Origin of the sequence: Sorangium sp. So ce128 (assembly GCF_051525245.1) — a bacterium.
Classification (GTDB): domain Bacteria; phylum Myxococcota_A; class Polyangia; order Polyangiales; family Polyangiaceae; genus Sorangium; species Sorangium cellulosum_B.
In genome coordinates this window covers 10,308,971-10,335,178 of sequence record NZ_CP150313.1, presented here as the reverse complement: position 1 = coordinate 10,335,178, position 26,208 = coordinate 10,308,971, and the positions used below count along the sequence as shown (strand labels likewise).

Genomic DNA, 26,208 nt, shown 5'->3' with positions numbered 1-26,208 from the left:
GGAACACGCGTACAATTTCAGTACACGCCGGCTCGCCGCGCGAGCTTAGAGGGTCCTCGTGAAGCAATCGCACAAGACGCTGCTGCTCTGGGTTCTGCTGATCATGATGTTCTTGGCGATCTGGCAGTTCTTGAGCCCGGATTCCCGGCCCGCCACGCAAGTCGCGTTCAGCGAGTTCATGGCCCAGGTCCAGGTCGAGGCCAAGGACAAGGATCCGCACGTCGAGTCGGTCACGATCAAGGACCGCGAGTACACGTTCTGGGTCAAGGACCCGAAGAGCGGGACGAAGACGAAGAAGGTCACGATCGGGCCGGACAACGCCGACGAGATCACGAAGACGATCGTCGACAACAAGGTCGCGGTGTTCTTCGAGAAGGAGGAGACGTCGCCGTTCTGGCCGGGGGCGATCATGTACCTCCTGCCGACGGTCTTCCTGCTCGTGATGTTCTATCTGTTCATGCGCCAGCTCCAGGCCGGCGGCGGCAAGGCGATGAGCTTCGGCAAGTCGCGCGCCCGGCTGCTCAGCGAGGCGCAGAACAAGGTGACGTTCGCCGACGTCGCGGGCATCGACGAGGCGAAGGACGAGCTCGAGGAGATCATCGCGTTCCTCAAGGACCCGAAGAAGTTCCAGAAGCTCGGCGGCCGGATCCCGAAGGGCGTCCTGATGATGGGCCCCCCCGGGACGGGCAAGACGCTGCTCGCGCGCGCGATCGCCGGCGAGGCGGGTGTGCCGTTCTTCTCGATCTCCGGCTCGGATTTCGTCGAGATGTTCGTCGGCGTCGGCGCGAGCCGGGTGCGCGACCTGTTCGAGCAGGGCAAGAAGCACGCGCCGTGCATCATCTTCATCGATGAGATCGACGCGGTCGGCCGCCACCGCGGCGCGGGGCTCGGCGGCGGTCATGACGAGCGCGAGCAGACGTTGAACCAGCTGCTCGTCGAGATGGACGGCTTCGAGTCGAACGAGGGCGTGATCATCGTCGCCGCGACGAACCGCCCCGACGTCCTCGACCCTGCGATCCTGCGGCCTGGCCGCTTCGACCGGCGCATCGTCGTGAACCGCCCCGACGTGCGCGGCCGCGAGGGCATCCTCCGGGTCCACACGAAGAAGGTCCCGCTCGGTCCGGACGTCGACATGGAGATCCTGGCGCGGGGCACGCCCGGGTTCGTCGGCGCCGACATCGAGAACCTTGTCAACGAGGCGGCCCTCCTCGCGGCGCGTCAGGACAAGGATGTCGTCTCGATGGCCGACTTCGAGATGGCCAAGGACAAGGTGCTGATGGGCGCCGAGCGCCGCAGCATGGTCATCAGCGACGAGGAGAAGCGGACCACGGCCTACCACGAGGCCGGGCACGCGCTCGTCGCGAAGCTCCTGGAGAAGCTCTCGGATCCGGTCCACAAGGTGACGATCATCCCGCGCGGCCCGGCGCTCGGCCTCACGCAGCAGCTGCCGAAGGAGGACCGGCTCAGCATGTCGCGCGACTTCGCCAAGGCGCGGCTGTCGGTGCTGATGGGCGGCCGCGTGGCGGAGGAGATCGTGTTCGGCCAGTTCACGACGGGCGCGGGCAACGACATCAAGCAGGCGTCGAACCTCGCGCGGCGCATGGTGACCGAGTTCGGCATGAGCGACGTGATCGGGCCGATCTCGTACGGCGCGGACGAGGAGAGCGTGTTCCTCGGGCGCGATTTCACGAGCCGGCGCCGCGACTACTCGGAGACGATCGCCAACCAGATCGACGACGAGGTGCGGCGGTTCATCCTCGACGCCCACGCCGAGGCGCGGCAGCTCCTCACGGACAACCGCGAGATCCTCGAGCGGCTCGCCACGGCGCTCCTCGAGCGCGAGACGCTGGACGCCGAGGAGGTCGACGCCATCGTCGGGGGCCGCGAGCTGCCGCAGCGCCAGCGCGTCGTGATCCCGAGCTACAGCGATCGCGATCGCGCCGCCAAGGAGAAGCGCCGCGCGGCCAGCATCTTCGGCACCCCGAAGCCCGCCCCGAGCACCTGATCCCGAAGCGCGGGGCGGCGCCCGATGTCTCGGGCGGCCCCCCGCGTACCTGCGGCGCCACGCGGGACGGCGCGGCGCCCCGAGCCCCCTCGATTCCCTTCCCCAGCAGAAAAGCGGCGCGCGCAGCCGGCGCGCTCCCCGCATCGCCTCAGGGGGCGGTCAGCGTTGCCTGCAGGAACGCCCACTGCTGCAGATCCGCCGGGCGGCCGTCGTCGTGCGCGCGGTTCGCCTTCGTGAAGATCGCCTGGGCGCCGTCACCGAAGATGAACAGGCCGTAGCCGAGCGCGAGGCGCAGCGGCTCCCATGGCTGCAAGGCGAGCGAGACGTCGATCTCGTGGCCCAGCGTCCGGCTCTCGTTGTCGCTGGCGGCGCCGACAGGGAGGAGGCGCGCTGTCACCCACCTGCCTGCTGGAGAGGCGAGGCCGACGAACGTGTATCCGGCGGAGACGGTCAGCGGGTCGAAGGGTGAGGCGCGGACGCTTCCGCCCCCCTCGATCACGTTGGACCACGCGTAGAGCCCCATGGGGCCGTGGTTGTTCTGCGCGTCGGGCAGGATCGGATCGAAGCGGCGCTGCGCCTCGCCCACCGGGAGCGCACCATCGTCGCCCGTCGCGTAAGCGGCGCGGGCGCTGAAGGTGAGGTGGGCGGGGAGCGCTGTCTCGAGCTCTGCCCGCGCTGCGGCCGCGAACGCGCCGAGAGCGCGGTCGGCAGCGAACGTGGCCACACGACCGAGCTCGTACGCCCCCTCGATCGCGTAGCGAAAGCCCCGGCGGTCGCCGGAGACGCGCGCGTCGAGGACGACGGTGTCGCCGGGCGTGAGCCAGGTCGGGCGCGGCTCCCGGGTGATGCGCGCGAGCGCCGTGGCCTCGAGGTGGAGCAGGGGAGCGAGCCGCCAGATCGCGTTCAGGCCGTAGAGCTGGGACCCTGTCCCGGCGGCGATGGGCTTGCGCGTCCCCGCCACCTCGGGCGGAGCGCCTCCCGGCGCGGCGAGGAGCACGGCCATCGCCTCGAGGTCGACGTTGCCGAGCTGCAGCCCTGCGCGCACCGCATCGAGCGATCGCCCGGTGAGCGTCTCGTCGTCCGCTCCGACGAGGCGGCCATCCCCCCACGCGATCCGCTGCCGGCCCAGCCGGATGAAGGCGCGGCGCCCCGAGCGCGTGCGCAGATCGATGTACGCCTCGTACGGCGCCGTCTCCGGGAGGGCCGGCTCGCCCGGCCCGACGAAGATCGCGTCGTCGTTCCCCCAGAGCCGCGCGTCCTGCAGCGTGACGACGCCCGTGACGGGGCCGCGCCCGACGGTCAGCCCGAGGCGCGCGCGCTGGGCGAAGAACCACTGCGTCTTGACGACGCTGCCCGTGTCGCTGAGCGGCGGCAGCGCGCCTCCGAAGCCCTCGGCGAGCACCGCGTTCGAGCTGTAGACGTCGCCGCCCGTGTCGACCGGGTACCGGCGGAACTCTCCGCGGAGCCGGAGCTCCACCGAGGGGCGGAACGTGAACCCGCCGACGGCCAAGCCCTCCGACTGCGGCGACGCCTGCGCCGCTGCCCTCCTGGGCGCGAACGTGAGCGCGAGGAGCGCCGATCCCAGAGCGATGGAGGCGAACGGCAGGGATCGGATCATCAGCGAGGAGGGCCGGAGCGCGGGGGCGTCGAACTGCAGATGTGCGGCCAGGACCGCGGCGTTCAGGCGGGCCGCGCTCCTGGATCGCTCGCGCGAGGATAGGCGTCCCGATGCGCGTCGGACAAGTGGGGAAGCGGCACCGCTCCCCCCCGGCGGCCCCGGCGTCCGGCGGGGTCAGCTCGCGCGCCGCGCGCCATGCGAGCGACGTCAGGGATCGAAATCGTCCTCGCCGTGCGACGTCGGTGGCTTCGGCGGCTTCGGGGCGGCCCCCGTGCTGCTCCCGCGCCGCGGCGGCGCCTTCACGCTCGCGGCGGGTTGCCTCGTCGGCGGTCGGCTCGCCGCGCCCCGCCGCGCCGGAGCGTCGCCCGAATCGACGGCGAGCACCAGATCGAGCGCGAGCTTCGACGCCCTGCCGGCGTGTCGATCCGCGGCCGCGCCCGCCTCCGCGATCACGCGCTCGGCCGCCTCGAGCTCGTGCTTCACCTCGCGACGCTGCGGATCGTCCGCGAGCGCCTCTGCCCACGCGGCCGAGAGCGACGCCCGCTTCTTCTCGAGCTCCGCGGCGCGGTTCGACAGCTCGCCGAGCTGCTTCGACGTCGCGAGGGAGCTCTTCAAGGACGCCTCGAACGCCGCGATGGTGTCCCTGTCCTTCGCGTCCAGCGAGCGCCCGCCTCGGGCGCTCACGATCCGCGCCTCTGGCACGAGCTCGACCTGGAGCAGCACGCCCGCCGCGCGGAGCTCCGCCGCCCGCGCGCGCGCCGCTTCGAGCGCCGCCTTGCCGTCCGATTTCGGATCGAGCCCGAGCGCGCGCGACAGCTCGGCCGGCGCCGCGTTCGAGAGCTCCTCGGCCTTCAGCGACTCATCGCGGAGCGCCCGGGTGGCCTCGAAGAACTCGTCGTAGGGCTGCTTGCCCGTGCGCAGGGCCTGTCCCTGATCGAGCAGCGAGACCTGCGCGGTGCACGCGGCGAGCAGGGGTGCGTGCGGCGCGACCAGCAGCAGCGCGAGCGCCGCCATGCGGATCCGGCTCGCGCGGTCCGGCGGCCTCGTCACCCACATTGGAGGATGACCCCCCAGAGCTCGTAGCTCGCGGCAGGCTTCGAGAGGAACACCACGCCCACGTAACCCGAGCGCGACGATACGCCGAGCACGCCTTGTCCGAAGTTCCCGGCCGGCGGCGAGAGCGCGATCGGATCCCCGATCGGGGAGAAGTTGGCGGCCAGGGTCTGCGCGCGCATGGCGCGGCTCCCCGGAGGGCCCTCGGTCCACACGAGGAGCCAGCGTCCATCTCCGAGCCCCGCGATATCCGGCGCGAAGGCGTCTCCCCCGGGGCCGCCGGAAGGGAGCGGGATCACCTGGGTCGACCCGGGGATGGACCCCGGAGCGGCCTGCCCGGCGCGGATCTCCCATCGCCCGTCCGTTGGCCGATCGGCAAAGACGACGGCGAGCGCGCGCTCGTTCCATCCGAGCGATGGCTTGCCGATCGAGCCTCCGGAGCCGGTCACCCGGGTGAGCTCGCCGACGGGCTTGCGCTCGGCGTCGAGCCAGCCTGCCCACACGGCCTTCTCGCGGCGGAACGCGACGGCGTAGCCGCCGGCGCCCGCCGCGAGCGCGCGCGGCGCCTCGAGCGGCTCATCCCCTTGCACCGGCCAGAGCGGGGAGGGGGCGGCGTCGGGAGCATCGGCCGCCACCAGAGCGCCGTCCGCCAGACCGACGACGAACGACCGCGGCCCCGGCACGCTGACGGGAGAGCGGATGGCCTGCTGCGCCGCCGTGAGGACGGTGAAGCGCTCCTCGACCGGCGAGATGCTCACGATATCGGCGGCCTCTCGGTTAGAGAACCGCTCGCTCCGCTCCCCGGTAGCGGGATCGATCTCGAGGCCGACGGCCTCCATGGGGCTCTTCGCGTACCCCACCACGAGCTTGCCGCCCTTCGTCGCCGTGACCTCGAAGGGGATGCTCTTCGCAACGAGCGGCGCCCATGGCTGCGGCTGACGCGCCACCCAGCAAGGCTTCGGCGGGACGGGGATCGCCGAGCGCGCAGCGTCCTGCGCTGCGCCGAGCGTCGTGCGCGCCGTCCCGACCGGCGACTGGCGCGCGGTCGTGACGGAGCGGCGGCCCGCGAAGAAGGCGACCACGCTCATGAGCACCGCCGCTCCGCAGAGGCCGACGAGCGACGAGACCGGCACGGTCACCGCTGCAGAGAGCCCCTTGCCGTCGCCGCGTCGCGCCGCGAGCGCGCGCGGGTTGAGCGCTTGCGGGCCGTTGCCCGATCCCGGGACAGAGCCCCGATCCGAGCGCTGGCCCGACGCCTGGAGCGCGTCGGCAGCCGTCGCGCTGCGCTGCGGGTTCGACAGCCCCGGCCACGAGCGCATCGCCGGGTGCCCCTGCGACGCGCTTGCTCCGACGCCGACCGACGGGATCGTCGCGTACTCGCGGCGCCCCATCGGCGCCTCGGCGGCCAGAGGAGAGCGCTTCGTCTCGCTGGGCACGGGCGGCGTGGGGAGCTCCGGGCTCTCGCGGCGCAGCACCGTGGTGGAGGGCTCCGGGGCGTCGCTGCGATCGCGGCTCGCCGCGGGATCGCGGCCGTCGGCGGCCGGCGTGTCCTCGGCGCTGCGGGGCGAGGGGCCGTCGGTGGACGTCGCTGGGCTCGCAGGGCGAGAGCCAGGCGATGCCGTCGCCGTGGGGGCGGCGCCCGTGACAGGCGCAGGTTCGGCCGGCGCAGTGAGGGGCAAGGTCGGCGTCGCCAGCGGGGCCGACGGCGCGGGGGGCGCTGCCATCAAGGGCGTGGCGCGGGGCGCGTCCGCAGGGGGGCGCGGAGGCGGCGCGGGGAGCGCTCCGAGACGGACGAGGGCCTTTGCGCCGGCCGCCGTCTGAGCCGACGCGTCAGGCGCGCGCGGGCCTGCAGGCCGCTTCGCGGCGACCGCGGGGAACCGGACCGGAACTGGAGGCGGCGGCACGGAGCGCTTCCCCGTGGGCGCGGGGCGCTTCGTGGCGCGGCCGGGGCTCGACGGCGCCGGTGGCGTCGCCGAGAGCGGCTTGCCGGCGCCCTGATCCGCGCCGGTCGTCGCTCCGCCGCGTCCATCGTTCTGCGGTGCAGCGCCCGCCGGCGCCGCGTCGCGATCGACGGGGAGAGGCGGCGGCCGGGGTGGTCTCGCCTCCGCGCGCGACGTCGTACCGCCCGCGGCTCTCGGCGCTGTTCCCGGGCTGCTGGGCGCGGCAGCGCCCGCCGCGCGCCTCGGCGGCGCCGGCTCATCGCCGTCCGTCGTCGCGCCGGCGCCGCCCGCGGCGCTGCCTGTGTCTGCGGCAGGGCGCTGACCCGCGGAGGTCTCCTCGGGGTCCTCCGCCCCCGAGGGGAGCTTCGGCGCGCGCGGGATCTCGGTCGTCCCCTGGTCGCCCGGCGAGGGGCCGTCGTAACGGGGGAGCTGGGTGATCGCGCGGGCGACCCCCGCATCGAACGTTCCACCCGCGGCTGGCACGACGATCGGCGCGTTCTGTCCGCTGGCCGGCGCGTCTGCCGGCGCCTCGACGCCCGTGAGCGTCGCCATGGACTCTCGCTTGCGCGGCGGCAGGGGAGGCGGCTTCGGTCGCGTGGTCGCCCGGCTCGCGTGCGGCGCCGCGGGCCTCCGCCCGTTCGAGGACCTCTCCGTGGGCGCCGGGCCGATGGGCTGACCGCTGCGGGCGGGCGCCGGACCCAGATCCTCGATGAGCTCGATCTCCAGCGCCGCGCCGTCCTCGCGAGCGGCCTCTTCAACCGCGGCGGCCGGCCCCTCGGGCGCAACGGTGCGCGCCTCGGGCTTGCGTCGGAGCTGGGCGGCGTCGGCGAGCTCCGGCTGCCTGGACGCGGGCGCCCAGGCGTCCATGCCCTTGCGCCAGACGAGCGTGGAGCCTGGAATGATCCCGGCAGCCAGCGCGCTGCGCAGCTCGGCGGTGCTCAGGCTCCGCTGGACGCCACGCTCATCCGTCCATCTCCACGCGCTCAACGGGGGCCCCTCCGCCAGCTGGTAGAGCGCCGGAATTTCAGGACGTGAACCACGACGATCGCGATCGTACCGCGCGTCGTTTGCAAAGAGATCTTCTTTCGTGCGCCCACGCAACCGCACGTCCACTCACGACGAAGATCGCGCTGGTAGCTCATGAGCCTTTCCAGCGCCCTCGCCGCCGCAGTCCGCTCCGTGGTCGCCGCCGCTGCGCGCACGCTCAGCCCGCCGGCCTGTGCGGGCTGTGACACCCCGATCGCCGATGCCTCGGTGTTCTGCGCCGATTGCGCGCGGACCTCCGTGCCTTACGCAGAGGGGGCGCCGCGAGGAGGAGCGGGCACGCGCGTCGCGGCGGGAGCACCTCTCGTCGCGTTCGCTCCGTTTGGCGGGGCGGTTGCAGAAGGTATCCGGCGCTTCAAGTACGGAGATCGTCCGGATCTCGCGCGCCCGCTCGGCCGGTTGATGCTCTGCGCGGCGCGCGATGCGGAGGTGCGCGTCGACCTCATTGTCCCGGTGCCGCTGCATCCGCGTCGTCTCGCCGAGCGTGGGTACAACCAGGCCGCCCTGCTGGCCGCGCACGTCGCTGACGGACTCGCGGTGTCCTTCGCGCCACGGGCCCTCTGCCGTGTCCGTCCCACCGCGCAGCAGGCGCAGCTCCCGCGCGATCTCCGCCTGCAGAACGTGGCAGGTGCGTTTCGCGTGCACGCGCCCGAGCGCGTTCAGCGCCGGAGGGTCGCGCTCATCGATGACGTGGCGACCACGGGGGCCACGCTCGCGGCGTGTCGAGATGCGCTCCTCGGCGCGGGCGCAGCTTCGGTGACCTACCTCGTCCTCGCGACCGCCGAGAGCGGGGCGGACGAGCTCAGAAGCTCACCTCCGTCAGCACACCGCACTTGACGCGGACGGTCCTGCCCTCGGTGAGCCATCGCGTGCCGTCGCGCGTCGGCTCGCCGAGTCGAACGAAAAAGCGCCCGCAACGCACCTCGACGGGTCGCTCGCTGGGCCCCACCGGCACACCCGTCACGTAGACGGTCGCATTCCGGGAGGAGTTGAGCTTGAGCAGGCCGTGGCCCTTTCGCGGGGTCGTCGGAGTCGTCGCTGCAGCGTCGACGGATGTCTGTTGTTGAAGGGCTGCCGTCTCGGTGGCCGGTGGTGCTGGAGGTGCCGCCGTCTCGGTGGCTGGTGGTGCTGGAGGTGCCGCCGTCTCGGCATGCGGCGTCGAGGATGCTGTCGGCGTTGGCTGCGCCGTGGCGTCGGTCGCGCTCGCCGGGGGCGCGGCCGCCAGCTGCACGGAGACGGCCGCCTGCTTTGAAGCCACCGCGGTGATGCTTTCAGGACTGCCGGTGGCCACGATCGCCGGTCGAGACGCTCGGTTGCGCGCCGCCAGTTCGGGCAGGCTCGTCTCGACGGTGTACACCCCCAGCGCAAACAGGATGGTTGCAGTCGCGAGCGCAACTCCAGCGGTGCCGAGCGGCGAGAGCGGCTTCGACAGAGGGGCCTGGGCTGAACCAGGTCCGGGGGAGGGCGGCTTCGACGGGGGGCCCTCGTCCGACCCAGGTTGAGGTACGTCCACGCCCGTCGACCCAGGTTGAGGTACGTCCGCGCCCGTCGACTCAGGTTGAGGTACGTCCGACCCAGGTTGGGGGGCGTCCGGGGGGGCGTCCGTCGAGAACATCGGGCGCCACTTTAGCGGGATCACTGCCGCGCCGGATTCCCCGGTCGGCGGCCCACCCGCCGGAAGCGCAGGAGCTTCGCCGTCGGAGCCGGTCTCGAGAGCAAGCACGAACGTCGAATGTGTGCTGGAATACATTCGTGTACGTCGTCGCACATCCACTGACGTGGATTCGCAGGAGGTTGCCACGCGGTCGTCGTGTGCTGGCTGCCGGGGTGCTCGACACCCTCGGGCTCCTGGATCGCTTTCTCTGGCTGCGCGCGAAGCTTCGGCTGCCCGTGCTCTCCGTGTTCACCTACCACCGCATCGCGGACGTCTCGGAGGTGGACGAGCTCGATCCGGGGGTCGCCGAGGTGAGCGCGCGCGAGTTCGAGGAGCAGCTCGCGGTCATCAAGACGCACGGCACCGTGGTGTCCCTCCGGGATGTGCGGCTCCTCGCGAAGGGACGGAAGCTCCCGCCGAACCCCGTCATGGTCGCGTTCGACGACGGCTACCGTGACAACCACGACGTCGCGTTGCCCCTCCTCGAGCGCGCGGGGGTCACGGCCACGTTCTTCATCGCCACCGGGTACCCCGACAGGGGCCGCCTCTTCTGGTGGGATCGCGTCGCGCTCCTCATGCACCGGTGCCGGCGGGCGCGCGTCGAGATCGCCTACCCAGCGACGCTCGTGCTCGAGCCGCTGCGCGACCCGATCGCCGCGGCGATGCTCGTCTGCCAGACCATCAAGCACACCTCCGGGGTCGACATCGGGCGCCTCTGGGACGAGATCGAGCGCGCCACGGGGGTGTCGATCGACCTCGGCGAGGAGCGCGCGCTCGCGACCAGGACGATCATGGACTGGAACGCCATCGGGGCGCTGCGCCGGGCGGGCATGGACGTGCAGTCGCACTCGCACAGCCATCGTGTCCTCCAGACGCTCTCGCCCGAAGAGGCCACTCGCGATCTTGCGCGCTCCCGCCGCGTGCTCTCCGACGCCCTGAACGAGGCCGTGTACGCGGTCGCGTACCCCGTCGGATACAGCCTGTGCGGCGCCTTCCATCGCGCCGTGAAGGACGCCGGCTTCGAGATCGGCTTCACCAACAACTCCGGCCTTTGCATGCTCTCGTCCTTCGACCCCCTGAATTTCCCGCGCATTGCCATGGACCGCGGGCAGATCGGCGCGCTCTTCAAGCTCAAGCTGCTCATTGGCCAGCGGCCCGGCTCTCGGTCTGGCCGCTGATCGAGCAAAGACCGCGCGCCGCTCCGCCGCCGCGCGCCCCGAGCGCCTCCGCTCGCCCGACGCCGCCTCGGCCGGCGCGCGTGTGGCCTGGGCTGTGCAGGTGCACGTCGCTGGGCCGGTTCTGCACGCGCGTGGCCTCGATGGGCCAGGAAAGCTGCTGCGCAGCCTGTTCGACGAAGGGGGGGCTCCCGTGAAAGGCACAATCCATGAACGCAGCTTCCGCGCCGCCGTCTCCATGCTCGGCGCGGCCTCGCTGATCTCCGCGGCCCTCGCGTCGGGATGCGGCGGCGCGCCGGCGCCCGCCGCCTCCGCGAAGGCGCCCGCGCGACCCGCGCAGGCATCGCCCGACGGGCAGGGCGCGCGGGGCGCGAGCGTCGAGCAGCGCGATCAACGCGAGGCCCAGCGCGCCTGGTGCGTGTACCTCGAGGCGCTCTACCAGCGGGCCACCGAGCAGGCGAAGGGCTGGCCGAAGTTCGAGCAGTGCACGCAGATGACGACGATGGCCTCGCCGAAGATGCTCCGCGCGACCTCGGAGTGCTCGCTGGCAGCGCTGCGGCGCTTCGAGGGCGATCCCTTCACCGCCGCCTATGCGGAGGAGGTGAGCCGCTGCGGCTCCGAGGCCATGACGGCCACCACGCTCCCGCGCGCCGACCTGGCGCCGTACATGGCCGTCCTCTGCGGCCGCCTCGCGGGGTGCGGAGACCTCGACTACGACACCTGCCGGCAGAGCCTGGAGGACGGCCTCGGCCCGCAGCTCGAGCGAGCGATCGGCGCGATGAACAGCCGCGGCCGGCACGAGGTCCGCGCCTGCTTCGGCAAGCTCGCGTGCGGCGGCGATCTCGGCCCCCAGATCTCCGCGTGCCTCGAGCCCATCATGGACGACCTGCTCTGGCTGCCGGGGTGACCGGCCGCCGCGCCGCGCTCAGGGCGGCGGCGCCGCGCGGCGGTCAGCCGGCGGCGCCCGGCAGGCGGCAGCGCGCGATCAGGGGGACATGATCGGACAGCCCTGCGAACGCGCCCCTGTGCCCGAACGGGTGCGTGCCCGTGAAGTCCAGCCACTGGAGGCGCTCGGACGAGTAGACGTGGTCGAGGTGCATGCGGAGGTTCATGAAGCCGGCCGTCGGGAAGGCGCGCGCCTCGGTCTCGGAGAGGCAGCGGACCTTGGCGAACGCGTCCACGAAGCCGATCTCCTCGCGCAGGAAGCGATCGACCGGCGAGCCTGGCAGCGAGTTGAAGTCGCCGACCACCACGAAGTTGTCGCTCCGGCGCTCGCGCCGGACGAAATCGGCGAGCACCCTCGCCTCCTCGATCTGATTGGGCCCGAACCCCATCCGCGCATCGCCTGTCCAGAACTCCCGCGAGAACACGCTCGGCAGGCTGAGGTGGGTGTTGAACACATCGAAGCTCTGCCCGCTCTCGTGCTCGAACGACACGTGCGCGCAGATGCGCGTCTGCTTCAGGCTCTTGACCCCCCGCCGATGGGTGATGTCGTGCGGGCGCTCCGCGTTGTGGTGTCCGATGTGGAATGTGTCGCGCGCGAGCACCGCGAGCCCGGTCGTGTAGATGTTCGTCCGCGAGGTAAGCCTGTAGGTGTGCGCGGGGAAGTAGTAGGCGACGTAGCGCTCGCGCCGCTCTGCCTGCGCCAGCGCCGCGTGCAGCTCGGTCATCAGGCGATCGAGCTGGGTCTCCTCCGGGTGCCAGCGCGGGTTCATCGTCGAGGACCTCAGCGACTGGGTCTCGACCTCCTGGAGGCACACGAGATCGGGCAGCGGGGACATCCGCGCGAGCGTCGTCGCGATCCGGGTGATGGCGGCGCTGGTCGAGGCGATGCCCCGCGTCCCGTGCCCGAAGTAGCGGACGTTATAGGTGACGATCCTGAGCGACGTGGCGTCGTCGCGCGTTGTCCCGGGGCCGCGGAGAGCGCCGGACGCCGCGCGTGTCGAGGTCGGGTCCGGTACCCGCTCCGCCGGTGTTGGGCCGCTCGAACGAGGTGGGAGGCGTCGCTCGGTCATGTATCCTCTCGCCCATGGGCAAGAACATCATCGTTTCCGAGGATACCATTCGTGACCTGCTGGAAGCGCATGCCTCCCTCTCCGCCTGGTATTACGAGCTCTGGTCGGCGCTGCGGGTCGCGAAGGCCTCGGCGAGCGCCCCCGATGATGCGGCCCGTGCGGCGTTTGTCGAGCGGATGGCCATGAGCTTCCCCGAGGTCGCGTCGATCGCCCGCTCGATCCAGGTGCCGAGGATGTTCGTCCCGCCGCCGCCCGCGGTGAGCGTGCCCCCCATCGCGCAGGGCGAGCCGGGAGGAGATGAGGCCCCGACAGCGATCGAGCCCGCGCCCGCTCGGCTGCGGGAGCTCCATGGCCAGCCACCCAAGAGCCAGCCAGGCTCGGGCCCCATTGATGAGCCCGCCCCGGCGCCGTCGCAACCCGCTATCGCTCCTCCACCACTGGTGGTCCCGTCGACGGTGAAATACGACACCTGAGGTCGAGTCCCCGCTCGGCCGGACTCGCGAGCTCTCACCACAAGGCACGCCTCGCGAGCTCACCCTCAGCGCGCCTGGCGCGCTGCTCCTCGATCAGGCCGTCAGCGCGCCGGGCCGCGGGGGGCGTTGCGACGCGCGAGGAGCTGCTCGGCCTCGGCGGCCCCTGTCATGTCGAACCCGGGGTTCAGATCGAGCGCGTCCCGCACGAGCCGCTCGCCGCGCGCCACGTCCCCCAGGGCGATCCGGATCGCCCCGGCGTGGTAGAGCAAGCGCGCGTCCCTCGTGCCGAGCGCCAGCGCCCTGTCGCTGGCCGCGCGCGCTTCGGCCAGCTTGCCCGCGCGGTACAGCGCCCAGGCGTGGGTGTCCTCGGTGTAGATGTCTGCGCGGACGGCGCGCTCCGCGTCGGCGAGGCGGAGCGCCTCGTCGCGCTCAAGGCCCTTGGTCGCGTAGTACAGCGCGAGGGTCCGGCGGTCCGACCGCTGCCCCGCGTCGACCGCGCCGGCGTAGGCCCGCGCTGCGCCGGCGTGATCGCCTGCAGCCATCCTGGCGTCGCCGAGCAGCCACGCGGTCTCCGCGTCCGGGCTCTGCTGGTGGGCCCGCTCGAGGAGCTCGACGGCGCGGCCCCACGCGCCGCGGGCCAGCGCGACGCGCGCCCTGCCGGCGAGCGCCGGCGGATACCCGGCCTGCGCGGCGAGCGCCCGCTCGAAGCCCAGGTCTGCGCCGTCGTGGTCGCCCTCGTGCCAGAACATCATGGCCGCCTGGGTCAGGGTCCACGCGAGCGCCTCGGGTTCGCCCGGGTCGCCGGCGTCGATCGCGAGGCGGATGATCCGCTTCGCCGTCGCCGCGTCGCCCTGGAGCCACCGCAGGTGTGCGGCCCGCGCGTAGGACGGCAGGCCGGGCCGCTGGTCGACCATCCGCTGCGCCGCGTGCGCCGCGACCTGGAAGGCGCCGAGCGCGAGGGCGGCGTCGCTGAGCGTCCCGAGCGCGAGCGCGTCGCCCTCGTCCCGCGAGAGGACCCGCTCCGCCGCGTCGCGCGCCTCGGTGAACCTGCGCTCGTGGATCAACACGAGGCCGAGCAGGTTGAGCGACGCGCGATCTCCTGCGGCCAGCGCGAGCCCGACCTCCGCGCACGCGTGAGCTCGGCCGTAGAGCGACGGATCACCCGAGGCGCGCGCCTTTCGGAGCCACGCGTGGCCGAGCGCGCTCCAGAGATCCGCGCCGCCGGGCGCCGTCGCGAGGCGTCGGGACAGCGCCTCGATCTCGCGATCGACAGCGCTCGCGCCCGCTGGGGCCGCGAGCGCGAGCGCGCGCGCCGCGTCGAGGCTCGAGGGCGCCGGCGCCTCGGCGGCGCGCCCGGTCGATACCGTCGCGGCGGGGACGGCCTCGGCGCGCGGGCGCTCGGTGCAACCGAGGCTTCCGCTCAGGGCAGCGCAGGCGAAGAGGCAACCCGTTCGTCGCAGCATCGGAGCGCTCACCTCCCCTCGCGCTGGAGCTCCGCCCTGGGCGCGCCGCGGCTCACCCGGGGGCGTCACAGGCTCGATCCGATCGCGAAAGAGCTTGCCTCGCCGGCCTGCGCCGGCAAGCTCGCCGCTCCAGCGCATCGTTCGATCGACCAGCAGCGCGCAGCGCGGAGGAGATCGCATTGCCTGTCCAGACGGATGGCCACCGCCTGCAGCGGCTCTGCGCCGCGGCGCTGATCGTGCACCTCTGCGCCGCGTGTGCTCGCCGCACCTCGCCGGAGGCGGGCGCGACCGCGGCGCCCTCGCCGGGGGTGGATGCGGCCGCGGCGCCCTCGCCGGAGGCAGGCGCGATCGCGGCGCCCTCGCCGGGGGCGGATGCGACCGCGGCGCCCTCGCCGGCAGGGCCCGCGGAGAACCTGCCGGGCGACGAGATCACCCCCGTCTACGGGAAGGCCGAGGGCGCGCCGGAGCCGCTCGCGGCCCGGCTATGCGACGCGCTTCATGCGTTGCCCGCGCGGCGCAAGGCGGCGTGCTGCGGCGGCGCCGCGGGCTTCCAGGCTGCCGCCGAGTGCGCGCGCGCGCTGAGCGTCGCGGTGCGCGCGCGGGCGGTGACGCTATCGACCGACGAAGTGGGCCGCTGCGTCGATGCGATGGAACGATCGCTCGATGGGTGCGACTGGGTCTCTCCGCTCGCCGCCCCGGTCCCGCCCGCATGCGAGGGGATCGTGCGGGGCGCGCTCGACGAGGGGGCCCGGTGCCGGTCGTCGCTCGAGTGCGCGGGCGGGCTGCGCTGCGAAGGCGCCGGCCCCACCGACGCGGGCACCTGCCGCGCCCCGCGCGCCGCGGGGCCCTGCGGCCTCTCGGTCGACGCGCTGGCCGCGGTCACCCGGCAGACGCGCTACGCCGAGGCGCACCCCGAGTGCCGCGGCCACTGCGCCGGGCGCGCGTGCGCGGACGACGTCCCGCTCGGCGGCCGCTGCGATGCCCACGCGGCCTGCGGGAGGGGCCGCCGCTGCGTCGACGCGCGCTGCAGCGAGGCGGCGCTGCCCCCCGCCGGCGCCGCCTGCCTCGGCGGGCTCTGTGCGGCCGGCGCGCGCTGCGTGGACGGGCGCTGCGCGGCGCCGAAGGCCGAGGGCGAGGCCTGCACGCGCGACGGCGAGTGCCGCGCCGCGTGTGTTCGACGAGCGCGCGGGGGCGCCGCACGCGGCGTGTGCGGGATGCGGTGCGCTGCGCCGTGACAGGCGAGCTGCGCGCGCTGCGCCACGCCGGGCGGCTCAGGGCCGGAAGTGGCCCTGGGTCGCGCCCTCCCAGGCCGTCGCGAGGTAAGGGAAGGCCGGGAGGAACCGCGCGTCGTTCGCGCCCACGCCGTCGCCCGCCGTCGCGCCGAGCGCGCCGGTCAGGACGAGCGTGAGCAGCGCGTCGGTGACGTCGGTCTGCTCGTGATCCGCGCCGGGGACCAGCGCGCGGCCGTTCGGGAAGCCCGACGGCATGCCCAGATCGATCCGGAGCACGTCGCCGACGGTCTCCAGGCTGTGCCCTCCGAGGCTCGCGGGCTTCAGGTTGAAGGCGTCGATGAGGTCGGTCCGGCTCTGCTTCAGCGCCTCGGGATCGAAGGCCGCGAGGGGCTGGCCTGCCTGGTAGAGCCCGGCGAACTCGGCGTCCCGCACCAGGATCGGGTTCAGGAAGTAGGCTCCGAAGTTGGCGAGATCGTCGCGCGGGTGCGCGCGGTTGTACTTGTCCTTGTCCTGCAGGCCGATGATCCAGGTGTTGATCAGCGGCAGGCCGACACGCGACACCTGGACCCAGGGACCGAGGCCATCTTCCTTGCCGTTCGCGCGCAGGATCCGCACCTTGCGGCGGCTCGCGGAGGCCCAGACGCCGAGCGTCTGCCGGTCGCTCGGCCCCGGCGTCGGCTCCGCGCCGCCGTTGACCGCGGCGAGCGGGAGCTCGAGCGCGAGCGTGTGGACGTTGAAGCCGGCGAGGTTGTCGCGCGCGGTGCACGACGGGTTCGGCGCCGCGAGGAGCGGGCACAGCCCCGCCAGATCGGACGCGCGGCCGAGATCCGCGTAGAACCCGTCGTCGCGCGGCCCGGCCCAGGCGCGCCCTGCGCCGCCCGCCATCTGTTTGAGGAACTTCGAGGACATTGCGAAGGCCGGGTAGCCGCCGCCGGTGATCCGGTAGGCGAGCTGGTTCGTCCTCCTCCCGATGTTCGGCGGCGCGACCGGGGCGTCCCTCAGGAGCACGGTCGACGCGCCGCCCTCGATCCTCGTCACGGTGTACGTCTGCTCTCCGCCGGCGAGCTGCGAGAAGAACTCGTTGCCGCCGCTCGGCGGCGGCGTGTGCCCGGCCGGATCCGCCGCCACGTACGGCCTGGTCGAGAACCGGAACTGATAGGTCAGCGCGTCCTCGAGGCTCGACGGCCCGCGCGCGATGTGCACCTCGTAGAGCACGTCGTCCGAGAAGCCGTGGAAGTTCGGCCCGCTGGCGGGCTCCTCGAGCGGAATGTAGCTCGCGAGGATCACGAGGTTGCCGCCTTCCACCCACGCGTACAGGTCGGTGTTATCGGCGGCCGGATCCCTCGCGATGGCCGGCGCCTCGCGGTGGCTCGACGCTGCGGCGAGGCTGGGCGCGCTGAGCGCGACGGACGCCGTGAAGACGGCGACGGCGCGCGACGGTCGGTGGATCATGCGTGCGGGTCCTTCCATCGCTCCTCTGCGGCTCATTGCCTGAGCAGGAACACCGAGCCTTGCTCCTGGGCCCTGTGATCGACGAACGCGAAGACGTCGGCGCCCCTCGCCCGGTGCAGCCCCCCGGGCTCGTCGTGGCCAGGCGCGCCAGCGGTCGTCGCCGAGCGCGCTCCGGACGCCACCTCGATCCACACGACCTCGTCGGCGCCTCGGGTCGGGTCGCGCGTGAGCACGAGCAGCGCCGCGTCGTCGCGCGTCAGCGCGATGCCGCACGGAGTACCGACGTGGAGCCCGGTCGCGAACGGGCTCACGAAGCCGTCCTCGATCCTGAAGATGGTCGCCGTCTTGTCGGGGCTCGCGAGGGGGTCGCACACGAAGACGTCGCCCCGGCCGGCGACCGCGATCCCGCTCGGGTCGACGAGCGGGCTCCCCTTGGCGAGCGCCGACACCTCGCCGCCGCGCGCCGGCAGCGAGAACACGCCGGGCTGGCCATCGTCGCGATCGCGCCCCGAGAAGATGATCCGCTCCTCGTTGTCCGCGCCGCGGGCGACCTCGAGGCCGCGCGCGCGCAGCCCCTCGCCGCCGTCGATCGGGGCGACGGCGCCGCCGGGCAAGTCGATCGCGAAGAGGGCGCCCGCGTCGTCGAGCGCCGGGCCGCCCGCGCCTGGGTCGGCCACGAAGACGCGACCGCCGTCCGCGCTCGTCGCGATCCCGAGCGGCGCGACGAGCGGCGGACCGGCCGCGATCTCGGCGGCGCCCGCGCCGCCTTGCGCGCCGATCCTGAAGACGCCGGCCCTGCCGTCCGCGCCAAGACCGGTGAAGTACACGTAAGCCCCGGCGACATCCGGCGTCGCGTCGAACGCGATCGCCGGGACGAGCGGCAAAGCCGCATAGGGAGCATCACCCCCCGCGCCGCCCCCGCCTCCCGTTCCGCTCGCCGCGGTCGTGCCTGGCGCTCCGCCGGTGGAGCCCGCGCTGGTCCGTCCGGGCGGATCCTCCGCGCGGCTGCAGCCCGGGTTGCTCGCGGCGGCCGCGAGCGACGCGACAGCACACAGCACACCGGCGCTTCGCCGGAAGTCCCCCCTGGCTTCCGTCATGCCTGCTCCTCCCGAGGGCGCCGTTCGTGCGCTCGGCTCGCGCGGCGCGCGCTGGCACGCGACGCGAGCCGCACGGCGATCGCGCGGCGCTGGACGCTGCCCGTTCTGCCACGTGCCTCCCGGATCGAGTAGGCCGCGGCCGCGCTGCGCGCGACAAAGCCGCGTGCACCCTGCCTCCCGTGTCCGGGGTCGCCTGCTGGCGCTCAGGCCCATGAGCAGCGCCGCCCTGGGTGTCCGGACGGCGTTCCCCCGTCGACCGGCCGACAGCCCCGTTTTATAACGACGTCATGTTCGATGTCGCTCGGTCACTGTACGTACGGGCGTTGGAGGACATCCGTGCGGCGGGTCTCTACAAGGAAGAGCGGATCCTCGCGACGCCGCAGGGGCCGGTGATCCGGACCGAAGGTGGCGCTGGGGTCCTCAACTTCTGCGCGAACAACTACCTTGGCCTGTCGTCGCACCCGGCGGTCATCGCGGCGGCGAAGGAGGCAATCGACACGCACGGCTTCGGCCTCTCCAGCGTGCGCTTCATCTGCGGCACGCAGGACCTTCACCGGCGGCTGGAGTCCAGGATCGCCCGCTTCTTCGGCACCGAGGACGCCATCCTCTACTCGTCGTGCTTCGACGCGAACGGCGGCCTCTTCGAGACGCTCCTCGGCGAGGAGGACGCCGTCATCTCGGACGCGCTGAACCACGCGTCGATCATCGACGGTATCCGCCTCTGCAAGGCCGAGCGGCACCGCTACCCGAACGGGGACATGGCCGCCCTCGAGGACATCCTCCGCGCGACGGCCGGCAAGCGGCTCCGGCTCATCGCCACCGACGGCGTGTTCTCGATGGACGGGTACCTGGCGAAGCTCGACACCATCTGCGATCTCGCCGACAAGTACCGCGCGATGGTGATGGTCGACGACTCGCACGCGACCGGGTTCATCGGGCCGACGGGGCGCGGGACCGCGGAGCTCTGCGGGGTCATGCACCGCGTCGACGTGATCACCTCCACCCTGGGCAAGGCGCTGGGCGGGGCGAGCGGCGGCTTCACGACCGGCCGGCAGCCGATCGTCGACCTGCTCCGGCAGCGATCGCGGCCGTACCTGTTCTCCAACACGCTCGCCCCGGCGATCGCCGGCGCCTCGATCGCCGTGTTCGATCTCATCGACGCGGAGCCCTCGCTGCGCGCGCGGGTGATGGAGAACGCGCGCCGGTTCCGGCAGGGGATGACGCAGGCCGGCTTCACCATCAAGCCCGGCATCCACCCGATCGTGCCCATCATGCTGGGCGAGGCGCAGCTCGCGAACGAGATGGCGAGGGCGCTGCTCGCCGAGGGCATCTATGTCATCGGCTTCTCGTACCCCGTCGTGCCGAAGGGCGAGGCCCGCATCCGGGTGCAGCTCTCCGCCGCGCACGAGCCCGAGCACGTCGATCAGGCGATCGACGCCTTCCTGAGGGTCGGCCGGCGCCTCGGCGTCGTCGCCTGAGCGGCTCAGTAGCGGAGGATCACCTTCGGGTGGCTCGAGATCGCCTCCTGGAAGGCCGCCGCGTCGTAGCCCTCGAAGTCGAACACCGTCCCCTCGCCCCGGTTCAGGATGACCTCCCAGATGAGGTCGTGGATGTTCGGATCGCGCGACTCGAGCAGGTGGCGCGTGATGTGCCACGTCTCGAAGATGCGCCGGCCGATCACGCTGTGGAGGCTGATGCCGTCCACGATGAGGCGGTCGAAGTTCTCGATCACCGCGTCACCGCTCTTCAGGCCGAAGAGGATCACGTCGCCCCCGCGCCTCGCCGCGTGGATCGCGTTGTTGACGCTGCTGTTCACGCCGCTCATCTCGAGCACGACGTCGACGCCGACGCCGTCGGTGAGCTTCCGGACCCGCTCCGTCAGCTCGGGATCGCTCGCGTGGGGCCGCTCCGGGCTCGCGCGGTGCGGGCGCAGGACCGCGTCGGCGCCCAGGCGGCGGGCCATCTCGGCGTTCCGCTCCGCCGGCTCCACGCCGATGACGTAGATCGCCCCCATCGCGCGGGCGATCGCGATCGCGAACAGGCCGATGGTGCCGCAGCCGAAGATGGCCACGCGCTTGCCGCGGAGGTTCACCTTGGTGCACGCGTGCACGGCGTTGCCGAACGGCTCCTGCACCGCGGCGACCTCGGGCCGGATCCTCGCGATGTCGGTGCGCCAGAGGTTCTTCGCGGGCAGCTTGACGAGCTCGGCGAAGCAGCCATCCTCGCTGATCCCGATGATCTTGTCGTCCGCGCACACGTGGGTGTCGCCGACGCGGCACTGGTAGCAAGCGCCGCAGGCGATGTGGCTCTCGGTCGACACGATGTCGCCGATCTGAAGCCCGAAGGACCGGCGCGCGTCGGTCCCGAGGTCGACCACGCGGCCGAGCAGCTCGTGGCCGATCGTGCGCGTCGCCTTCCGATCGCGATCGAGCGACGAGAGGATCATGTCCTTGAAGGCGCTGCGGAACCAGATGCCGCGATCCGAGCCGCAGAAGCCCGTCATGATCGGCTTGACGAGGACGCTCGCGCGGTCGTGGTAGTCCCTGGCCTCGTCGATCGCCGGGCGCTCGACCTGATCTTTGGACAGCCCGACGGTGGACTCCCACGGCTGCTTCTCGCGGTTGTACGTCAGCGCCCACATCGCGTCGCTCATGCACCTGGCTCCTGTTCGGGGTTCGAGGCGCACGCAGCTCACGCAGCTGGCGCACGGGCGCCTCGGGCATGGGAAGCGTGGCGCGTGAACGAGCGACCGCCCATCAGAAAATTGCGCTCGGGCTGCTCCCGTCTCCGGCGTCTCTCCTCGGCCTCTTCGGCTCGATCCCGCGGCGCCCCGGGCGCACCGTCTGCTCCGTCGCCCTGGACCGGATGACTCGCCGCGTCGACCTCGAGGAGACAAGACCGCCCACGCGCTGTCGGGGAGGCTGCGCGCCCACGCGCTGCCGGCGCGGCTTCAGCGGCGCTTCGACTGAGGGCGCGCGGGCGGGGGCGGCGGGGTCGTCTCGGAGACGGGGGGCCGCTCGCGGAGGCATTTCTCAAGGCCGTCGTGCAGGGTCGCCTCGTGGGCGCCGGGGAGCTTCGGGCGCCCCATGACGTTCACGAAGAGGCGATCCTGCGCGATGCCGCCGCCGGGGCCGAAGCTCATCCACACGAACATCGCGCGTCCCTTGATGTGATCGAAGGGCACGCCCGCCCCGAGCCCGCCGCGCCAGCTGCGCGAGTCGTGGCTGTTGTTGCGGTTGTCGCCCATCACCCACGCCTCGTCGGCGGCCACCTTGAAGGGGCCCTGGAGATCGCCACAGATGCCGCCCCGGCACGAGGAGCCCGGCGTGCAGTCGTCGCTCTCCACGCACATCATCCCGTCGGGGTTCTTCTCGTAGAGCGTGAAGTACGACTTGTCTCCGAGGTACTCGACGAACAGCTCCGCTTGCCGGCCCTCGTAGTGGTAGGGGCCGACGTGACAGTGGGGGACGAGCCAGCCGTTGATGACGGGGCGGCCGTTGATCGCCTCCAGCGTGTCGCCGGGGATGGCGATCGTCCGCTTGATGAAGTCCTGCTCCTTGTTCTCGGGGAACTTGAACACCATCACGTCCCCGCGCGACGGCGGCAGGCGAGGGAAGAGGCGCTGGTCGGTCCACGGGATGAGCGGGCCGTAGGTGAACTTGTTGACGAAGATGTGGTCGCCGACCATGAGGGTCGGGATCATCGAGCCGCTCGGGATCTTGAACGCCTCGACGACGAAGGCGCGCAGGAGGAGCGCGACGGCGACGGCGATGCCGATCGACTCCGCGTACTCGCGCATCTCGCCCTTGCGCCAGCGGCCGAGGTGCTCGCCGACCGCGCGATCGGCGCGGCTGTGGGCGGCGTCGAACTCGTCGGCGTCGAACGTCTCGGCGCTCATCGCGCGCTCGAGGGCCGCGATCGCCTGCGTCACCTGCTCACGCTCGCCGCTCGTCAGCTCGCGCTCGACGTCACGCTTGCGGCCGCGCAGGATCCGGTGGGCCTCCTCGAGCAGCGCCGCGGCGTCCTCGAAGCGAGCGCGCGCCTTCGGGGGGATGTCCCGGCGGCCGCCCACGCCGATCGCCGAAGCGAACGGCAGCTCGTGGCGGAACCGCCAGAGGATCATCGCGAAGATCGTGAAGAGCACGATGCCCGCCGGGATCTGCTGCTCGCCGACGAAGACCCGGAGCGGCTGGGAGCTCCCTCCCTCGGCCGGCGGGGTGAGCAGCCAGACGTTCAGGACCGCGAGCGCGAAGGGAACGATGCAGATCCACACGAGGTGGAACAGGAAGCGCAGCGGCGCCCGGCCGTCCCTGCCCCCTGGCGGAGGAGAGCTGCCAGTCGAGCGCGGATCTGCGCCGCCTGTCGACTTGGCCGCGCTGGCGCGGGGCTCCGAGCTCGCGCTTCCCCTCATCGAGGGTCTGAACTCCGAGCTTGCGGGCCGGCTGGCCGCGACCGACGGGACGCTCTGGGGTTGATCATCGGGGCGCGGCGGCAAGAGAGAGCTTATGTATACGCCGCCCCTCGCCGCGGCAAGTGCGCAGGCGTGGCGGGCGACGCGCGGTCCGTCGGCGTCGTCGCCCGCGTGTCCTCGTTCGCCCTCGTTGCCCTTGTTCGCCCCTCGTTCGCCCCTCGTTCGCCCTCGTCAGGGCGCGTCTCCGACCTCGACGGCGTAGCTCACGAGGGCCGCGCGGTCGTCGCGGGCGTACGTCGTTGGCTGCGTCCGCCCTGCGGCGCTCGTGTTGTCGATGACCAGGTAGTATTGCCCCTTGGGCAGCGGCACCGTTCGCCGCCAGGGGGCGCCGGAGTACACCGGCTCGTCGAGCAGGGCCGCCGCTGTCAGGGGCGCCGGCGCGGGCTGCGTCAGGTACGCCTGGAGCCACGGCTCCCCGGTGCCGCGAGGCACGAGGATGACGTCCACGCCGGGCGCGCCCTCGACGGCGACCGTGAGCGTCAGGGCCTCGTCGCTGCCCGCGATCTCCAGCGGGCCGATGATATCGCGCTGCTCCTGGTGCACCTCGGTGCGCTCGTTTGCCAGGAGCAGCTTGCCGTTGTCGCGGCGCTCGTACGGCGCGTCGGGCCGCTTCCCCTTCTCGATGATGCCGAGCCCGAACTGCACGGCGCCGTCGTCGTCGCGGATGACGGTGAACCCCCGGGCGATCTCGGTCTTCAGGAGCTGGGCGCCGAGCGCGTTCGCGTACGCGCTGCCCTGGGCGAGCGACACGCCGCCGAGCGAGATCGCGGCGGGCTGCTCGATGAGCTTGGTCGTGAAGCTCGCCGCCGTCGTCGAGCGCTGGCGGAAGTACACGTACATCGTGTCGCCATCCATCAGGAAGTCGTGGTCGTACTCGACGGCCGCGCTCGCATCGAAGCTCATGCGCTTCGTCAGGTTCGTCCAGACGACGCCGCTCCCCCCGAACTGGAGGAACAGGTGCCCGTTCGCGAGCTCCTGGGCGACGCACGAGCCCGGGTAGAACCGGCCCGTCACCGGATCCTCGTCGCGGAGGCGCAGCGGCACGCTCCGCTTCCGCATCTCGGTGCAGAGCTGGCTCGTCGCGAAGGCGAGGATGGCCCTGCGGAGGGACAGGTTTCCCGGATCGTTCACGACGCCAGGCATCACGCCGAGCGCGCCTTGGCCGCATGCGCCGCACACCGTTCCGAGCAGCGAGAGGCAGAGCGCGAGGCCGAGCGCGCGCAGCGCGGCGGTGCGGAAGAGCATGGGCGCAGCATAGTCGAAACACCGGCGGGTCGAGCGGCGCGCCGGCGGGTCGAGCCGCGCGCCGTGAGGCGCGCCGCCGTCGGCCCCCGCGCGCGGGTGGTGATAGGGTCACTGCCATGGCGAACGTCGCAGTCATCGGGGCCGGCGCGTGGGGGACGGCGCTGGCGAAGTTGCTGGCGGACAAGGGCAACCCCACCGCGCTCTGGGCGCACCACGGCGAGCTCGCCGAGCGCATCGGCCGCGAGCGCCACAACGACCGGTACCTGCCGGGCGTGGAGCTGCCCGCGAGCCTGCGGGCGACGGGCGATCTCGAGGACGCGCTCCGCGGCGCGGAGCTCGCCGTCGTGGTCGTCCCGTCGCACGCGCTGCGCGAGGTCGTCCGGGAGGCAGGGCGCCACATCCCCCGCGACGCGCTCGTGTGCAGCGCGACGAAGGGCATCGAGAACGACTCGCTGATGCTGATGAGCGAGGTGCTGGTCGACGAGCTCGGGCGCGAGGCCGAGCCGCGGCTCTCGTACCTGTCGGGCCCGAGCTTCGCGCGCGAGGTCGCGGCCGGCCAGCCGACCACGGTCGTGGTCGCTGGCAGGAGCGAGCGGGAGACGCACGCGGTGCAGCGCATGTTCGCGACCGACAGGTTCCGGGTCTACTCGTCCGATGACGTCGTGGGCGTCGAGGTCGGCGGCGCCCTCAAGAACGTCATCGCCATCGCCGCCGGCATCTGCGACGGCCTCGGCTTCGGCCACAACGCGCGCGCCGGCCTCATCACGCGCGGCCTCGCGGAGATCGGCCGCGTGGCGGCGGCGAAGGGGGCGAACCCGCTCACCCTCGCGGGCCTCTCCGGGATGGGCGACCTGGTGCTCACGTGCACGGGCGAGCTGTCGCGCAACCGCACCGTCGGGATCGAGATGGGCAGGGGACGGAAGCTCGACGAGATCCTCGCCGGCCTCGGCCATGTCGCCGAGGGCGTGAAGACCGCAAAGAGCGCGCACGACCTCGCGGACAAGCTGGGCGTGAGCGCGCCGATTACGGTCGAGGTGTACCGGATGCTGTACGAGGGAAAGCCGCCGCAGCAGGCCGTCGTGGACCTCATGACCCGCGCCCTCACGAGAGAGTGAGACGCGGGGCCGGCTCGCGGGAAGGCGCTTTCTCGCGCCGTCGCGCGCCTCGCCTCTCGCGAGCGTGTAAAGTGGCGGCGCGATGCACACGCGACCTCTCGTGAGTCTCCTCTCCGCGCTCCTCCTGTCGAGCGTCAGCTCGACGGCCGCTGCCCAGTACGGCGCGCCGCCCTACGGTGGTCAGCAGGGCGGCGCGTACGGCGGTCAGTACGGCGGCGGGTACGGAGGCCAGTACGGCGGCTACGGGTACGCCCCGCAGAAGAAAAGCGAGCCCAAATCGACGCCGCTCGAGGTCGGCTACCTCTACGCCACCTCCGTGGCCTACGGCGTGGGGACCGGTATCTGGATCGACGCGCTCGCCGGCATCGACGATCCCGGCGCGCAGTTCATCGCCCCCGCGCTCCTCGGCGTCGCGGCGCCGGTCGGCGTCTACTTCCTCGACTCGCCGCCGATGCCGCGCGGCATGCCGTCCGCGATCGCCACGGGCATGGTGATCGGCGCGGGCGAGGGGCTTGGCATCGCGTCCTACCAGTACGTCAGTGCCCGGAAGGGCAAGGAGTGGGGCTTCCTCGGGCTCGCGACCGCCGAGGTGATCGGCTCCACCGTCGGCGGCGCGGCGGGCTGGGGTTTCTACTATCTCCTCCGGCCCAAGCCGCAGACCAACATGCTCGTCGCCTCGGGCGCGGTGTGGGGCTCGCTCATCGGCAGCGCGTTCGGGGCCGCCGCCAGCAACGGCGACTGGAGCGAGTCGAACGACAGCATCTCGCTCGGGGGCCTCATCGGGTTCAACGTCGCGACCGCGGGCGCCGTGGGCCTGTCCGTCGCGTGGACGCCCTCGTGGAACCAGCTCGCGTGGATGTGGGGCGGGCTCGGCATCGGCACGGTGGTGTCGTTGCCCATCTACCTCGCGTACATCGGGAGCGATCATGACCCCCGCCGCGGCCTCATCGCCCAGGGCGCGGCGGGCACCCTCGGCCTCGTCGCGGGCGCCTTGTTCCTCGGGAGGCCGGACTCGAGCGCCTCCGTCGCCCTGGACGACCAGGAAGATCGTGGCCGTCCCCCGTTCGCGCGCGTGCTCGGCGGCAGCCTCACGCCCTATCGAGGCGGGCTCGGCGCCGTCGTCGTCGGAGAGCTCTGGTAAGCCGCGGTGTGCCGT

General features: G+C 72.7%; 20 protein-coding genes. 9 read left to right on the top strand and 11 right to left on the bottom strand.

Annotation, left to right across the window (positions count from 1 at the left end; translation table 11 throughout):
• Positions 1 to 58 precede the first annotated feature (58 nt).
• Positions 59 to 2,005 carry an ATP-dependent zinc metalloprotease FtsH gene (gene ftsH, locus WME82_RS39115; RefSeq protein WP_437741609.1) on the top strand — a complete coding sequence of 649 codons (1,947 nt, stop codon included), beginning with the start codon at positions 59 to 61 and terminating at the stop codon, positions 2,003 to 2,005.
• A gap of 148 nt (positions 2,006 to 2,153) precedes the next feature.
• Here the strand turns inward: ftsH and WME82_RS39110 are convergent, their stop codons facing one another.
• From WME82_RS39110 to WME82_RS39100, 3 genes are all read right to left on the bottom strand, one after another.
• Positions 2,154 to 3,623: an alginate export family protein gene (locus WME82_RS39110; protein WP_438039483.1), complete on the bottom strand. Its 1,470-nt coding sequence runs from the start codon at positions 3,621 to 3,623 to the stop codon at positions 2,154 to 2,156.
• 207 nt (positions 3,624 to 3,830) lie between these two features.
• Positions 3,831 to 4,679, bottom strand: a complete 849-nt coding sequence (locus WME82_RS39105) for a hypothetical protein (RefSeq protein WP_438039482.1) — start codon at positions 4,677 to 4,679, stop codon at positions 3,831 to 3,833.
• On the bottom strand, positions 4,670 to 7,603 hold the full coding sequence (locus WME82_RS39100; protein ID WP_438039481.1) for a GYF domain-containing protein: 2,934 nt from the start codon (positions 7,601 to 7,603) through the stop codon (positions 4,670 to 4,672). The genes WME82_RS39105 and WME82_RS39100 overlap by 10 nt, the downstream gene beginning before the upstream one ends.
• Before the next feature lie 153 nt (positions 7,604 to 7,756).
• On the opposite strand from WME82_RS39100, the gene WME82_RS39095 reads away from it, so the two are divergent.
• Positions 7,757 to 8,497: a ComF family protein gene (locus tag WME82_RS39095; protein WP_438039480.1), complete on the top strand. Its 741-nt coding sequence runs from the start codon at positions 7,757 to 7,759 to the stop codon at positions 8,495 to 8,497.
• Here WME82_RS39095 and WME82_RS39090 read toward each other — a convergent pair.
• Positions 8,463 to 9,017, bottom strand: coding sequence for a hypothetical protein (locus WME82_RS39090; RefSeq protein ID WP_438039479.1), 555 nt, complete (start codon positions 9,015 to 9,017; stop codon positions 8,463 to 8,465). The two genes, WME82_RS39095 and WME82_RS39090, sit on opposite strands and share 35 nt — an antisense overlap.
• 470 nt (positions 9,018 to 9,487) lie before the next feature.
• On the opposite strand from WME82_RS39090, the gene WME82_RS39085 reads away from it, so the two are divergent.
• On the top strand, positions 9,488 to 10,492 hold the full coding sequence (locus WME82_RS39085; protein WP_437913072.1) for a polysaccharide deacetylase family protein: 1,005 nt from the start codon (positions 9,488 to 9,490) through the stop codon (positions 10,490 to 10,492).
• Between the two features lie 190 nt (positions 10,493 to 10,682).
• Positions 10,683 to 11,396, top strand: a complete 714-nt coding sequence (locus WME82_RS39080) for a hypothetical protein (protein ID WP_438039478.1) — start codon at positions 10,683 to 10,685, stop codon at positions 11,394 to 11,396.
• Between the two features lie 43 nt (positions 11,397 to 11,439).
• On the opposite strand, the gene WME82_RS39075 is transcribed toward WME82_RS39080, so the two are convergent.
• A complete protein-coding gene (locus tag WME82_RS39075; RefSeq protein ID WP_438039477.1) occupies positions 11,440 to 12,504 on the bottom strand; it encodes an endonuclease/exonuclease/phosphatase family protein in 1,065 nt (354 codons plus the stop codon).
• 14 nt (positions 12,505 to 12,518) lie between these two features.
• Here WME82_RS39075 and WME82_RS39070 point away from each other — a divergent pair, with 14 nt between their 5' ends.
• Complete coding sequence (locus WME82_RS39070; protein ID WP_437853070.1) at positions 12,519 to 12,977, top strand: hypothetical protein; 459 nt, start codon at positions 12,519 to 12,521, stop codon at positions 12,975 to 12,977.
• A gap of 101 nt (positions 12,978 to 13,078) precedes the next feature.
• Here the strand turns inward: WME82_RS39070 and WME82_RS39065 are convergent, their stop codons facing one another.
• Positions 13,079 to 14,440 (bottom strand): tetratricopeptide repeat protein, encoded by a 1,362-nt coding sequence (locus WME82_RS39065; RefSeq protein WP_438039476.1) that lies wholly within the window; start codon positions 14,438 to 14,440, stop codon positions 13,079 to 13,081.
• Between the two features lie 179 nt (positions 14,441 to 14,619).
• Here WME82_RS39065 and WME82_RS39060 point away from each other — a divergent pair, with 179 nt between their 5' ends.
• On the top strand, positions 14,620 to 15,675 hold the full coding sequence (locus WME82_RS39060; protein ID WP_438039475.1) for a hypothetical protein: 1,056 nt from the start codon (positions 14,620 to 14,622) through the stop codon (positions 15,673 to 15,675).
• Between the two features lie 36 nt (positions 15,676 to 15,711).
• Here the strand turns inward: WME82_RS39060 and WME82_RS39055 are convergent, their stop codons facing one another.
• Positions 15,712 to 17,124 (bottom strand): DUF4331 domain-containing protein, encoded by a 1,413-nt coding sequence (locus tag WME82_RS39055; RefSeq protein WP_438039474.1) that lies wholly within the window; start codon positions 17,122 to 17,124, stop codon positions 15,712 to 15,714.
• Positions 17,125 to 17,156: 32 nt separating this feature from the next.
• A complete protein-coding gene (locus WME82_RS39050; protein WP_438039473.1) occupies positions 17,157 to 18,221 on the bottom strand; it encodes a hypothetical protein in 1,065 nt (354 codons plus the stop codon).
• 287 nt (positions 18,222 to 18,508) lie between these two features.
• Between WME82_RS39050 and kbl the strand changes: the two genes are divergently transcribed.
• Positions 18,509 to 19,699, top strand: a complete 1,191-nt coding sequence (gene kbl, locus WME82_RS39045; RefSeq protein ID WP_438039472.1) for a glycine C-acetyltransferase — start codon at positions 18,509 to 18,511, stop codon at positions 19,697 to 19,699.
• A gap of 5 nt (positions 19,700 to 19,704) precedes the next feature.
• On the opposite strand, the gene WME82_RS39040 is transcribed toward kbl, so the two are convergent.
• The 3 genes from WME82_RS39040 to WME82_RS39030 all read right to left on the bottom strand — a co-directional run bounded on the left by WME82_RS39040 (position 19,705) and on the right by WME82_RS39030 (position 23,937).
• Positions 19,705 to 20,874, bottom strand: coding sequence for a zinc-binding dehydrogenase (locus WME82_RS39040; protein WP_438039471.1), 1,170 nt, complete (start codon positions 20,872 to 20,874; stop codon positions 19,705 to 19,707).
• Between the two features lie 297 nt (positions 20,875 to 21,171).
• Complete coding sequence (gene lepB / locus WME82_RS39035; protein WP_438039470.1) at positions 21,172 to 22,632, bottom strand: signal peptidase I; 1,461 nt, start codon at positions 22,630 to 22,632, stop codon at positions 21,172 to 21,174.
• A gap of 231 nt (positions 22,633 to 22,863) precedes the next feature.
• Positions 22,864 to 23,937, bottom strand: a complete 1,074-nt coding sequence (locus WME82_RS39030; protein WP_438039469.1) for a hypothetical protein — start codon at positions 23,935 to 23,937, stop codon at positions 22,864 to 22,866.
• A 116-nt stretch (positions 23,938 to 24,053) separates the two neighbouring features.
• Here WME82_RS39030 and WME82_RS39025 point away from each other — a divergent pair, with 116 nt between their 5' ends.
• Together WME82_RS39025 and WME82_RS39020 are read left to right on the top strand one after the other, a co-directional pair.
• Complete coding sequence (locus WME82_RS39025; RefSeq protein ID WP_438039468.1) at positions 24,054 to 25,052, top strand: NAD(P)H-dependent glycerol-3-phosphate dehydrogenase; 999 nt, start codon at positions 24,054 to 24,056, stop codon at positions 25,050 to 25,052.
• 82 nt (positions 25,053 to 25,134) lie between these two features.
• Positions 25,135 to 26,193: a hypothetical protein gene (locus tag WME82_RS39020; RefSeq protein WP_437741592.1), complete on the top strand. Its 1,059-nt coding sequence runs from the start codon at positions 25,135 to 25,137 to the stop codon at positions 26,191 to 26,193.
• Positions 26,194 to 26,208 lie beyond the last annotated feature (15 nt).

Bases quoted from the DNA above. Each gene is read 5' to 3' on its own strand.
- WME82_RS39050 (WP_438039473.1), bottom strand. From the start codon at position 18,221: ATGACGGAAGCCAGGGGGGACTTCCGGCGAAGCGCCGGTGTGCTGTGT.
- WME82_RS39020 (WP_437741592.1), top strand. From the start codon at position 25,135: ATGCACACGCGACCTCTCGTGAGTCTCCTCTCCGCGCTCCTCCTGTCG.
- lepB (WP_438039470.1), bottom strand. From the start codon at position 22,632: ATGAGGGGAAGCGCGAGCTCGGAGCCCCGCGCCAGCGCGGCCAAGTCG.
- WME82_RS39025 (WP_438039468.1), top strand. From the start codon at position 24,054: ATGGCGAACGTCGCAGTCATCGGGGCCGGCGCGTGGGGGACGGCGCTG.
- WME82_RS39105 (WP_438039482.1), bottom strand. From the start codon at position 4,679: ATGTGGGTGACGAGGCCGCCGGACCGCGCGAGCCGGATCCGCATGGCG.
- WME82_RS39040 (WP_438039471.1), bottom strand. From the start codon at position 20,874: ATGAGCGACGCGATGTGGGCGCTGACGTACAACCGCGAGAAGCAGCCG.
- kbl (WP_438039472.1), top strand. From the start codon at position 18,509: ATGTTCGATGTCGCTCGGTCACTGTACGTACGGGCGTTGGAGGACATC.
- WME82_RS39070 (WP_437853070.1), top strand. From the start codon at position 12,519: ATGGGCAAGAACATCATCGTTTCCGAGGATACCATTCGTGACCTGCTG.
- WME82_RS39095 (WP_438039480.1), top strand. From the start codon at position 7,757: ATGAGCCTTTCCAGCGCCCTCGCCGCCGCAGTCCGCTCCGTGGTCGCC.
- WME82_RS39065 (WP_438039476.1), bottom strand. From the start codon at position 14,440: ATGCTGCGACGAACGGGTTGCCTCTTCGCCTGCGCTGCCCTGAGCGGA.
- WME82_RS39030 (WP_438039469.1), bottom strand. From the start codon at position 23,937: ATGCTCTTCCGCACCGCCGCGCTGCGCGCGCTCGGCCTCGCGCTCTGC.
- WME82_RS39055 (WP_438039474.1), bottom strand. From the start codon at position 17,124: ATGATCCACCGACCGTCGCGCGCCGTCGCCGTCTTCACGGCGTCCGTC.
- WME82_RS39075 (WP_438039477.1), bottom strand. From the start codon at position 12,504: ATGACCGAGCGACGCCTCCCACCTCGTTCGAGCGGCCCAACACCGGCG.
- WME82_RS39110 (WP_438039483.1), bottom strand. From the start codon at position 3,623: ATGATCCGATCCCTGCCGTTCGCCTCCATCGCTCTGGGATCGGCGCTC.